Raw genomic sequence first — 11,377 nt, 5'->3', positions numbered from 1 at the left:
ACCGGCCGGCGCGGACGCCGGGCCGCCGGCGGCGTGGGGGGCGCCCTGCCCGGGGCCGGGGGGTGCGTCGGGGGCGGGGGATCGGAGGTGCGTCGGGGGGGGCCGGGAAGGGTGCGGGGGCACGGGCTGCCTGGGAGCGGACCGTCAGGAGGGGCCCGTCAGGCCCTCCGCCCGCGGATGGCCCCCCTGCTCCCGCTCCAGGTGCTCCATCGCCAGGGCGAAGTGCTCGCCCATGACGGTGGTGAGGTTCTCCGCCATCGCCTGGGCGAGGACCGCGTCCACGGCCTGCTGCGCGAGCGGGCGCACGCGCCGGATGAGTTCGGCCATCTCGGCGGTCTCCTCGCTGCGGACGACCGTGCCGGGGGCGTGTTCGGCGATGATGTGCTCGGAGACCAGGCGGACCATGTGCTCGGCGACGCCGCCGACCTTGTCGCGCAGGTTCTCGGCTATGTCCAGGACCGAGCCCACGCTCATGCCGAGCTTGACGAGCTCGACGCCCGCGTGCAGCAGCCGGGGGCTGGGGACCCTGAAGCGCAGGCCGTCGCGTTCGAGGACACGCAGGTCGAGGGCGCGCTTTATGGTCTTGGGCGTCACGCCCTTGCCGAAGAGGTCCCGGAGTTCCCCGAGCGTGACGTAGTCGGCTATCTCGTCGCTCCAGGCGTCCCCTATGGCCGACTCGAAGCCGAGGATGTCGGAGAGGTCGCCGCCGCGCTCCCAGACCCGGAACATCTCACCGATGTTGGCGAACGTGTATCCCCGCCGCAGCAGCTGGCCGATGAGCCGCAGGCGTGCCAGGTGGGCCTCGGAGTAGATGCCCACGCGGCCCTCCCTGCGGGGAGGAGCGAGCAGACCTCGGTCCTGGTACACCCGGACGTTGCGGACGGTCGTGTCGGCAAGCCGGGCGAGTTCGTCAATGCGGTATTCGGCCATGGGTCCAGCCTAGAGACCTTCCCGAAGGTTACCCGTCAGTAAATCCGCGCCTCCGGGCCATTGCACCATGACAACGAGCATTGTAACGTTTCCGAAACAGGAGTGAGGGGCGTCACACGCCCGCCCGTCGCGACGCCCCCGCCGCCCCCTGCGGGGCCCGCCCCGCGCTCCTTCGAGGAGGGACCACGTGTCCGGACACACCGCGAAGACACCCCGGCTCACCGACCGGGAGGACATCGCCAGGCGCCTGCTGCGCGGATCGGCGAAGGCCTCCTTCGATCCGCTCGTCGAGATCGACTGGGACGCCCCCGTCGAGGACCTCTGGGGGATGCGGCCCGAACGGGTCTCCCTCTACGGCACCCACCTGTGGGACCGGCTGACCGACGCCGAGCGGCGCAGGCTCAGCCGCCTGGAGATGGCCAGCACCATGGCCACCGGCATCTGGTTCGAGACGATCCTGATGCAGATGCTCGTCCGCCACGCCTACCACAACGACCCCACCACCAACCACGTCCAGTACGCCTACACCGAGATCGCCGACGAGTGCCGCCACACCGTCATGTTCGCCAGGGCGATCGGGAAGCTGGGGTCCCGCGCCCACCGGCTCGACCCCGCCGCGCACTTCCTCGGCCGGGTCTTCAAGGCCCTCGCCCACGGCCCGCTGATCTTCGGCGGCGCGCTGTTCGTCGAGGAGATCCTCGACCAGCTCCAGCGGGAGATGATCGGCGACGAGGAGATCGAACCCGTGGTCCGCGCCACCTCCCGCATCCACGTGATCGAGGAGGCCAGGCACATCCGCTACGCCCGCGAGGAGTTCCACCGGGACTGGGCCGCCCGCGGCCCCCTCGACCGGGCCTACAGCCGCATCGTCCTCGGACTGGTGACCTACTACTCCGCCACCCGGCTGGTGCACAGGAAGGTCTACGCGCAGCTCGGCCTCGATCCCCGGGAGGCCGCGCGGGCGGCCCGGCGCAACCCCCGCTTCATCGACAGCAAGACCCGTCTGTCGCGCAAGGCCGTGCGGACGCTCGGCTCCGCCGGGGCGATCTCCGGCCCCGGCGCGTACTTCTGGCGCAGGGCGGGGCTGCTCGGGCGCTGACGGCGCCCGCCCCCTCCCCCTCTGCCCTTCCCCCTCCGCCCCTCCCGTCCCCGGCGCCCCCGCACCGCCGCGGCCGGGAGCGGCGCCCGGCCGGCGCCCGCGGACTCGGAGCCGCGGGCACCGGCGGACACCGGCGGACACCGAACCTACTCGCGAGTAAATTTCCCATCTCAACCCATTGCATTGTGACAATGCTCGTTGTAACGTTCCCGCAATGACTGTGGAGGAGATCACATGACGCCCCCCTCGCCGCGCCACCTGCGCCGGCTGCCCGGCCGGAACGCCGTCGTCACCGGCGCCTCGGGAGCCTTCGGCAGCGCCACCGTGGCCGTCCTCCGCCACCTCGGCGTGAACGTCGTCGGCATCGACCGCAAGCCCTCCCCCGGCGTCATCGGCTGCGACGTCACCGACGACGGGCAGGTGCGGGACGGCGTCGCGGAGGCCGTCGAACAGCTCGGCGGACGCCTGGACCTGCTCGTCCACTACGCGGGCGTCGGCCCCTCCGTGGACATCGGCCACGCCCCCGGCTCCCCCGCCCACCAGGCGCTGGAGGTCAACCTCCTGGGCACCTGGCGGGTGACCGCGGCCGCGATGCCCTCCCTGCTCGAGAGCAGGGGGCGGATCGTCGTCACGTCGTCGCTGCTGGCCAACCTCCAGCTCCCGCTGGCGGGCGCCTACACGGTCTCCAAGCGCGCGGTCGCCGCCTACGCCGACTGCCTCCGCGCCGAGTACGGGACCCACGTCGGCGTGACGACCGTGTTCCCCGGCTACGTCGACACCCCCATCCACGACAGCTCCCGGGCCACCGGCGCCTCCCTGGACGGCCTCGTCCCCGCCGAGCGGACACGGGACACGGTGATGGCCGTCGTCCGGGCCGCCGCCGCCCGGCGCGCACCGCGCGACGTGGCCTCCACCGCCCTGGGCACCGCTGCCCTGCACCTGACCAGGCACTTCCCCGGCGCCACCGAGCAGATCGTCTCGCTCCAGCTCGGCCTGCTGCTCGCGGACGGCGCCTTCGACGGGGCGGAGATCGCCCGGGGCCTCCACGCACGCCACGGCGGCCCCGCCACCCAGAACGCGTCCTGAGGAGGGACCAGATGACTGCGGAGACCACGGCCGGGCCCCGGCTCACCGACCGGGAGGACATCGCCAAGCGCCTGCTGCGCGGATCGGCGAAGGCCTCCTTCGACCCGCTCGTCGAGATCGACTGGGACGCCCCCGTCGACCCCGGCATGTGGGCCATCCGCCCCGAGCGGATCTCCCTCTACGGGACGTACCTGTGGGACCGGCTCTCCGACACCGAGCGCAAGGAGCTCTCCCGACTGGAGGTCGCCAGCGTCGCGACCATCGGCATCTGGTTCGAGACGATCCTGATGCAGATGCTCGTCCGCCACGCCTACCACAACGACCCCACCACCAACCACGTCCAGTACGCCTACACCGAGATCGCCGACGAGTGCCGCCACACCGTCATGTTCGCCAAGATGGTGCAGAAGCTCGGCTGGGAGGCGCACCGGCTGGACCCGGTCACCTACCACCTGGGCCGCGTCTTCAAGGCCATCGCGCACGGCCCGCTGATCTTCGCGGGGGCGCTGTTCGTCGAGGAGGTGCTCGACCAGCTCCAGCGCGAGGCCGTGCCGGACGAGCAGATCCTCCCCCTGGTGCGCTCGGTCGCCCGCATCCACGTGGTGGAGGAGGCGCGGCACATGCGCTACGCCCGCGAGGAGTTCCAGCGCGACTGGGTCACCCGCGGCCCCCTCAACCGGGCCTACAGCCGCATCGTCCTCGGACTGGTGACCTACTACTCCGCCACCCGGCTGATCAACCCCAAGGTGTACGCGCAGGTGGGGCTCGACCCGAAGGAGGCCTACGAGGTCGCCCGGAAGAACCCGCACTGGATCGGCACCAAGACCTGGGCCGCGCGCAAGGTGGTCGGCACCCTGGGCACCGCCGGGGCCATCACCGGACTGGGGCGGTACTTCTGGCGCAAGGCCGGGCTCCTCGGCTGACGCGCCCCCGCGGGACCGCCCGCACGGCCCGCTCCCCGGGGGGCGTCCCTCCGCGGGACCCCTCCCCGCCGCCGTCGGACCGCCGCGCACCGCGGCCGGTCCCCGGCCCCACAGACCCGCCGTCGGAAGACGAGACGCGCCACGTCTTCCGGCGGCGGCCCCGACCTCCCGGGGGCGCAACGCGCCACGCCCCCGGGAGCCGCACCTCCCGGAGGCGAACGCGCCTCGCCTCCGGGCGGCGACTCCCCCGGGGGCGTACGCGCCACGTCCCCGGGGGCCACACCCCCGCCTCGGGAGGCACCACCCCGGGCCGGTTCGCACGAAGGGACAGAACGTGACCGAAGCACCCCCGCACTTCCGGGTGGCCGTCATCGGGTCGGGATTCGCCGGCCTCGGCATGGCCGTCCGGCTCAAGCAGGCCGGTCTGGACGACTTCGTGGTCCTGGAGCGCGCCGACGACGTCGGCGGCACCTGGCGCGACAACGACTACCCGGGCGCCGCCTGCGACGTCCCCTCCCACCTGTACTCGTTCTCGTTCGCGCCCAACCCGCACTGGAGCCGCACGTTCTCCCCCCAGTCCGAGATCTGGGAGTACATGAAGCGGGTGGCCGGGGAGTACGGCGTGGACCGGCACGTGCGCTACGGCAGCGACGTGCGCTCCGCGCGGTGGGAGCCCGACGGCAACCGCTGGCGGATCACGACCGACGGCGGCACGGTGACCGCCCAGTTCCTGGTGAGCGGGGCCGGCCCCCTCGCCGACCCGTCCTACCCCGACATCAAGGGCCTGGACTCGTTCGAGGGCAAGCTGTTCCACTCCGCGGAGTGGGACCACGGCCACGACCTCGCCGGCCGGAGGGTCGCGGTGATCGGCACCGGGGCGTCGGCCATCCAGTTCGTCCCCCGGATCCAGCCGGAGGTCGGCGCCCTGACGCTGTTCCAGCGGACCGCCCCGTGGGTGATGTTCCGCCACGACCGCGACATCACCAGGGTCGAGAGCTGGCTGTACCGGACCTTCCCGGTCACCCAGCAGATCGCGCGCAAGAGCATCTACTGGGGTCGGGAGACCTACATCCTCGGCTTCGCCAAGAACCCGAGACTGCTCACCGTCGTGGAGCGGCTCGGCAGGGCCAACATCGCCCGCAGCGTCAAGGACCCCGCGCTGCGGGCCAAGCTCACCCCGGACTTCCGGGCGGGCTGCAAGCGCATCCTGATGTCCAACGACTACTACCCGGCGCTGGCCAGGCCCAACGTCGACGTGGTGACCGACGGCATCACGGAGATCCGCCCCCACGCGGTCGTCACCCGGGACGCGTCGGGCCGCGAGACCGAGCACGAGGTCGACACCGTCGTCCTCGGCACCGGCTTCCACGTCACCGACCCGCCGATCGCCCAGCGCATCCTCGACGCGGAGGGCCGCTCCCTGGCCGAGCACTGGGGCTCCGACGTGCGGGCGTTCCGGGGCACCACGGTCGCCGGCTTCCCCAACGCCTTCGTGCTGGCCGGGCCGAACACCGGGCTGGGGCACACCTCCCAGGTGTTCATGATCGAGGCGCAGATCCGGTACACGATGGAGGCGCTCAAGTACCTCTGCAGGCACGGGCTCGACCGGTTGGACGCGCGCCCGGAGGCGGAGAGGGCCTACAACGACATGGTGGACGAGTCCATGGAGGGCACCGTGTGGGTGTCCGGCGGCTGCGACAGCTGGTACCTGAACGAGGAGGGGCGCAACACGACTCTGTGGCCCACCTTCACGTGGGACTTCGCGCTGCGCACCCGCTGGTTCGACCCGCACAACTACGACCTGCGGGTGGACCGCGCTCGCACGCGCGGCGCCCGCCGCCCCGCCGTCGCGGCCCGGGGGCCGGCGGTCGGCGGAACGAGAAGGAGAGGGAGAAGGAGGGCCGATGAGCGGGTTCGGTGATGACGAGGAGGAGTACCGGGGCACGGTCACGGTCGTGCTGCCCGGTCCGTCCGACGGGGAGGACGGCGCCGCCGTCGAGGTGGACGCCCACCTCGCGGGCAACTTCTCGCCCCTGACCGGCGACTACCGGTGGCGGGGCCGCCTGTCCGCGAGCCCCGAGGTGACCTCGGCCTTCCGGGAGGGCGCGCGCACCGTCGTGGTCCGCACGCCGGACGGGTTCGAGGGCACCGGCGCCCTGGGCGAACCCAACCTGTGGGGAGGCCACCCGGTCAACGGGGCGGGCTCCCCTCCCTTCGCGGTCCCCCGGATCGACGTCGACGAGCTCGACGCCTGACCCCCCGAACGTCCCCCCGGGCCACGCGCCGACCCGGGGGGACACCCCCGCGGCGCGACCGCCGTCCCGTCCCCGCCCCGGGGCGGCACCCCTGAGCACCCCCAGAGCGAGAGGCAACCCCGATGGCCATCCGACACGTGGGCCGCGCCCGCGAACTCCAGGTCCGCTCCGCCGACGGCACGCTGCTGCACGCCGAGGTCCGCGGCCCCGAGGACGGGCCGACCCTGGTCCTCGCCCACTGCTGGGCGACGTCGCTGGCCTCGTGGGGGCCGGTGGTGCGCGAGCTGGACCCGAACCTGCGCGTGGTGCTCTACGACCAGCGCGGACACGGCCGCTCGCAGACGCCCCTGACCCGGGCCGGGTACAGCACGGACAAACTGGCCGACGACCTGTGCGCCGTGCTGGAGGCGACCGTCCCCGAGGGGCGCCGGGCCGTGGTCGCCGGGCACAGCATGGGCGGGATGACGATCATGGCCGCCGGGGACCGCAGGGTGTTCCGGGACAGGGCGGGGGCCGTGCTGCTCACCAACACCGGGTGCACCCAGCTGCCGAAGCGCTCCACCGCCATCCCGCTGCCCGGCCCGCTGGGCGCGCTGGGCGCGAGGGCGTTCCTCCAGGCTCCGCTCCCCCTGGGCCCGGCCAACGCGGTGAGCGCGCGGGCGCTGAAGTTCCTGGTGATGGGCAAGGAGGCGGACCCGCGCATGGTGAGGCTGTGCGCGAGGCTGGTGCACGCGTGCGGCGGCGTGCCGCGCGGCCGGTGGGGCGGGGTGATGAGCGGGCTGGAGCTGGACGACACGGCGCGGCGGATCTCGGCGCCCACCGTCGTGGTGGTGGGCACGCAGGACAAGCTGACCCCTCCGTGGCACGCGCACCACATCGCCGGGCTGCTCCCGAACTGCGAGGAGGTGCGGGAGGTCCCCGGCACCGGCCACATGGGCCCGCTGGAGAACCCGCGCGTCCTGTCCGACCTGCTGGAGAAGCTCGCCGTCGACCACCTGCGGGCGGAGCTCGCCGCCTGAGGCACGGCGCCCCGGGACCGGGCCCGATCCCCTCTGCACGTCACCGGAGGTGCCGACGTGCCTCCGCGGCGAACCGGGGAGCCCCCGCCCGCTCCAGCAGGGCGAGGACGCCGGGGACCGTCGTCGGCTCCCTCCGGTAGGAGGCGGCCTGCGCCTCCAGTACGTCGAGCGTCAGGCCCGGATGGAGGTCGAGCTGGTCGAGCAGGAACTCGTCGGGGTGCAGGGCGACCAGGTCATACGGCTTCAGCGCGGGTTCGGGGAAGTCCCGGAGGTTGAAGGTGACGACGGCCTCCGCGTTGGCACGGACCGCGGCGGCGAGGACGTGCCTGTCCTTCGGGTCGTTCTCCATACCGGCGACGAGCGTTTCGTAGCCGCGCACCATCGCGTCGGGAAAGGCGCGGTTCATCTGGTCGATCCTGCGGTCCACCCTCTCCGGAGCGATACCGCGCAGAACCAGGTTCCGGCCGAGCTCCTCGAGGACGTCGGCCGACCACAGGGGGCGGTAGGCCCCGGCCACGGCGAGCCGGAGAAGGGTGTCGCAGAGGTAGGCCGGATAGAGCACACAGGTGTCGACGAAGGCGGGAAAGGCCATGGCTGACCGTTCTCACCTGGTGTTCCGGGGAATCGGGGTCACATCGTAGAGCCCGGCCTCCTCGGCGTCCGCCGCCATCTCGTCCAGGACCCGTTCGCGTTCCCTCCGGGTGGCCTCCTGGTACTCCAGCACATCGCGGAGCAGGACCCGGCGGTGGCGCCCCCTCATGCTGTGGGGGATCTCCCCGTCCTCGAGCAGGCGCACGAGGGTCGGCCGCGAGACGCCGAGCAGTTCGGCGGCCTCCTGCGTGGTCAGCATCGTGTTGTGGGGGGCGATGGAGATCGCGAGGCCCTGGGACAGAGCCGACACGACGTCGCGCAGGACTCCGTAGAGCTCGTCCGGGATCTCCAGCTCGGAGCGGTCGGGCCCGACCAGGCGCGCACGGGAGGCAGTCCCCGGTTCCGCCAGTCCCCTGGCGAACCGCACCAGTTCGGAGCGGTCGTTCGGCGGAAGGAGCGTCCGCTCGCGCAGTGTGCTCGTCATACGACCACACTACCCGTAATCGAAAAAAACGAAAGCCCTGCGGGCGGAGCTCGCCGCCTGAGGCACGGCGCCCCGGGACCGGGACCGACCCCCTCTGCACGTCACCGGAGGTGCCGGCGTACCTCCGCGGCGAACCGGGGAGCCCCCGCCCGCTCCAGCAGGGCGAGGACGCCGGGGACCCTCGTCGAAGGAAGCGAAAGCCCCGGCGGGGCGGGTCAGAGGTCGCGGGACAGGGTCGGGACCACGTGCTCCGACACCTCCGAGTGCACCTGGTGCAGCCGCGTCTGCACGGCCCGCCGCAGCTTGGCCAGGCACTCGACGAGGGTGATGTCGTCCCCCACCAGGCCGCCCTTGGCCACGGTCGGGGTCCCGTCCAGCGGCCCTCCGCTGAGGTGCCCGTGCACCGCCAGGGGCACGACCTCGCCGCCGACGTCGAAGGCGTGCACGTCCAGCTCGTCCAGCAGGCTCGCGACGAGGTCCCCCCCGGTCAGGTAGAGGCCGCTGGGCAGGGCGTGGGCGCCCGTGGTGTCGGCCACGTCGTTGACGACGTCGGCCACCAGGCGGGCGATCCGGCCGGGCAGTTCGGCCCGAGCCTGGGCGGGCATCCCCCGCACCCGCTCGGCCGGGGTGACCAGCCTCAGCACGCACAGCTCCGGGAACCCCGAGGACGTCAGCTGGTCGGTCAGCTCCGCGGCGACCTCGTCCCCGTGCCCGCTCCCCGGGTCGGCGAGGGCCACCGCGTCCACGTCCACGAAGCGCACCGCTCCCGTGCGCGCCACCGTGGCCAGCTGCCGCCGGGTCAGGTCGGTGGTGCTGCCGACCACGCCGAGCAGCGGTCCGCGCGACCCCGCCTGGCCGCGCAGCCGCAGCGCGTACGCCAGCAGCGCGCCCGTCGGCCCGGGGTCGACGGACACCCACACGACCCCGTCCCGCTGGTGGGCCTCGGCGGCGGCCTCCGCGATGTCGGTGAGGTGCTGCTCGGTGCTCGCGTCGCAGACCACGACGGGCTCGTCACCGGCCAGGAGCTCCGAGGTCAGCATCGCGTGGGTGACCTGCCGGACCGGGACGTGCCGCACGGGGAGGTCGCACTGGGCGGCGAGGATGTCCGCGACGACGCTGGTCGTCATGGGGAAGAGGGGGTCCACCGCCAGCTCCGTGCGTTCCAGCGGCAGCCCGTGGAGCAGTTGCAGGCCGTCCTCGGTGATCCGGCCGGACGCCGGGAAGGCGGGGCTGAACAGCACCCGCACCCGCGTCCCCGCGGGCACCCGCTCGCGGACCGCGTCGTAGGCGGCCTCCAGTTCGGCGCCGATGTTGCCGCGCAGCGTGGAATCGGTGCGCTTGACCACCAGACCCACCGGCCACACGGCTTCGACCACGTCGGTGACCAGGTCGGCGGCCTGGTCGGCGGGGACGTGCCGGCTGTCGAGGTTGGCCACGACCACGTCGTAGTCCCCGGCCACCTGGCTCACGTGCTCCGGGGTCACCGTGGCCACGCGCATCCCGGTCCGGGCGAACCTGGCACCGGTGGCGTTCGCGCCGGTGAGGTCGTCTGCGACCACGAGGACCTGGGCCACGACACGTCTCCTTCGGTCTTCGGGACGAAACCCTGGGGCAACCTCCCCCCAACATAGGGCCACGGGGAGGCGCCGCAGGCCCGGGACGCCGCCGGGGGACCCGGTCCGCCGTCCGCGCCTCCCGGGGCGGGGCGCAGCCCCTCCCCCTCTCCGCCGGGTCCCGTCCCCGCGGTGCCCGCCCGCGTCCGTCCTAGAGGGCGACGACCGCGCGGGTGCGGGCGCTGCGCCTCGCCGCCTCGATGACCTCCAGGCCGTGGACGACCTCGTGCAGGTCCACCGGCAGGGGCTCCCCCTCGCCGACCGCGTCGCGCACGCCCGCGTAGAACTCCGGGTAGGCCCCGCGCGCCGACGGCACGCGGCGGGTGTCCCCGTCCACCCCGAGCACGCCCCACCGCTCCTCGGGGACCACGCCCCAGTCGGGGGCGTCGGGCCGCTCGCCCGCCGCCAGCCGGGCCTCCTGCCCGTCCATGCCGTGGCTGGTGAAGGCCCCGTGGTCGCCCAGCACCCGGAAGCGCGGTCCGCCCTGGCCGGTGAGCGCGCCCATCCACAGGTGGGAGCGCGTGCCCCGGACGTGTTCGAGCGCGAGGAACACGTCGTCGTCGGCGCCGACCCCCTCGCGGAGGGCGTCGACCTCGGCGTAGACGGAACCGACCGGGCCGAACAGGTTGACCGCCTGGTCGATGAGGTGCGGCCCCAGGTCGTAGAGCAGGCCCGCGCCGGCCTCCACCCCGCCGGCCTCCCGCCAGGTCCCCTTCGGACGGGGCCGCCAGCGCTCGAACCGCGACTCGAACCGGTGCACGCGGCCCAGGGCCCCGTCCTCGATCAGGTTCCACAGGGTGAGGAAGTCGGCGTCCCACCGGCGGTTCTGGTAGACGGTGAGCACCCGGCCGAGTTTGTCCGCCAGGTCGGTGAGCTCACGCGCCTGCCGCGCGGTGAGCGCGAAGGGCTTGTCGACCACGACGGCCATCCCGGCCTCCAGCGCCGCACGGGCGAGGGGCGCGTGGGTGTCGTTGGGCGTGGTGACGACGGCGATCTCGTACCGGTCGGCGTCGGCCCACAGGTCGGCGACGGCGGAGTAGACGGTGACCCCCGGGTACCGCGCCTGGACCGCGCTCCGGCGGCCCGGGTCGCCGGTGACGACGGCGGACAGCCGCAGCCCCGGGACCGCGTCGACGAGGGGCGCGTGGAAGACCTCCCCGCCCTTGCCGTAGCCGATGAGGGCGACGTGCAGCTCGGGCCCGTCGTGCCCTGGGGCGCCGTTCCCCGGCGTTCCCCGGTCCGGTCCATGGGGTGCGTCAGCCATGTCCCCAATCTAGGGCCTCGCCCGGCGGGAAACCGGTGTGCCCCCTCCGAACAGCATGTTTCGCCATTGTTACGAAAGTTTTTGCAAAATATGTAGACATTTGCAGAGAAGGG

Annotated in this window: 11 protein-coding genes; 6 read left to right on the top strand and 5 right to left on the bottom strand. The window is 73.3% G+C overall.

The genetic code is table 11. From position 1 onward, the window contains the following. Window positions 1-144 precede the first annotated feature (144 nt). Entirely contained in the window at window positions 145-930 is a 786-nt protein-coding gene (locus tag ABZ234_RS19265; RefSeq protein ID WP_267946214.1) for a MerR family transcriptional regulator, read from the bottom strand. Between the two features lie 187 nt (window positions 931-1,117). Here ABZ234_RS19265 and ABZ234_RS19260 point away from each other — a divergent pair, with 187 nt between their 5' ends. The 6 genes from ABZ234_RS19260 to ABZ234_RS19235 all read left to right on the top strand — a co-directional run bounded on the left by ABZ234_RS19260 (window position 1,118) and on the right by ABZ234_RS19235 (window position 7,312). Then, entirely contained in the window at window positions 1,118-2,029 is a 912-nt protein-coding gene (locus tag ABZ234_RS19260; protein ID WP_355012984.1) for a diiron oxygenase, read from the top strand. A gap of 234 nt (window positions 2,030-2,263) precedes the next feature. Continuing rightward, window positions 2,264-3,115, top strand: a complete 852-nt coding sequence (locus ABZ234_RS19255) for an SDR family NAD(P)-dependent oxidoreductase (protein ID WP_267946216.1) — start codon at window positions 2,264-2,266, stop codon at window positions 3,113-3,115. Between the two features lie 11 nt (window positions 3,116-3,126). Further along, complete coding sequence (locus tag ABZ234_RS19250; RefSeq protein ID WP_355012983.1) at window positions 3,127-4,038, top strand: diiron oxygenase; 912 nt, start codon at window positions 3,127-3,129, stop codon at window positions 4,036-4,038. Between the two features lie 334 nt (window positions 4,039-4,372). Next, window positions 4,373-5,959 carry an NAD(P)/FAD-dependent oxidoreductase gene (locus tag ABZ234_RS19245; RefSeq protein ID WP_355012982.1) on the top strand — a complete coding sequence of 529 codons (1,587 nt, stop codon included), beginning with the start codon at window positions 4,373-4,375 and terminating at the stop codon, window positions 5,957-5,959. After that, on the top strand, window positions 5,943-6,293 hold the full coding sequence (locus tag ABZ234_RS19240) for a DUF4873 domain-containing protein (protein ID WP_267946219.1): 351 nt from the start codon (window positions 5,943-5,945) through the stop codon (window positions 6,291-6,293). Before ABZ234_RS19245 ends, ABZ234_RS19240 begins: the two co-directional genes overlap by 17 nt. Before the next feature lie 122 nt (window positions 6,294-6,415). Continuing rightward, window positions 6,416-7,312 (top strand): alpha/beta hydrolase, encoded by an 897-nt coding sequence (locus ABZ234_RS19235; protein ID WP_355012981.1) that lies wholly within the window; start codon window positions 6,416-6,418, stop codon window positions 7,310-7,312. A gap of 40 nt (window positions 7,313-7,352) precedes the next feature. Here the strand turns inward: ABZ234_RS19235 and ABZ234_RS19230 are convergent, their stop codons facing one another. The 4 genes from ABZ234_RS19230 to ABZ234_RS19215 all read right to left on the bottom strand — a co-directional run bounded on the left by ABZ234_RS19230 (window position 7,353) and on the right by ABZ234_RS19215 (window position 11,264). Beyond that, the gene (locus ABZ234_RS19230) at window positions 7,353-7,904 is read right to left on the bottom strand and encodes a PIN domain-containing protein (RefSeq protein ID WP_330160821.1); all 552 of its coding nucleotides are present in this window, start codon (window positions 7,902-7,904) and stop codon (window positions 7,353-7,355) included. A gap of 12 nt (window positions 7,905-7,916) precedes the next feature. After that, window positions 7,917-8,387 (bottom strand): helix-turn-helix domain-containing protein, encoded by a 471-nt coding sequence (locus ABZ234_RS19225; protein ID WP_355012980.1) that lies wholly within the window; start codon window positions 8,385-8,387, stop codon window positions 7,917-7,919. A gap of 215 nt (window positions 8,388-8,602) precedes the next feature. Further along, on the bottom strand, window positions 8,603-9,961 hold the full coding sequence (locus ABZ234_RS19220; RefSeq protein WP_267946221.1) for a four-carbon acid sugar kinase family protein: 1,359 nt from the start codon (window positions 9,959-9,961) through the stop codon (window positions 8,603-8,605). 190 nt (window positions 9,962-10,151) lie between these two features. After that, entirely contained in the window at window positions 10,152-11,264 is a 1,113-nt protein-coding gene (locus ABZ234_RS19215) for a Gfo/Idh/MocA family oxidoreductase (RefSeq protein WP_355012979.1), read from the bottom strand. Window positions 11,265-11,377 lie beyond the last annotated feature (113 nt).

The organism is Nocardiopsis sp. NPDC006198 (assembly GCF_040613895.1).
GTDB classification, from domain to species: domain Bacteria; phylum Actinomycetota; class Actinomycetes; order Streptosporangiales; family Streptosporangiaceae; genus Nocardiopsis; species Nocardiopsis tropica.
Note: the sequence above shows the minus strand (reverse complement) of the source record. Positions and strands in the feature narration are given on the sequence as shown.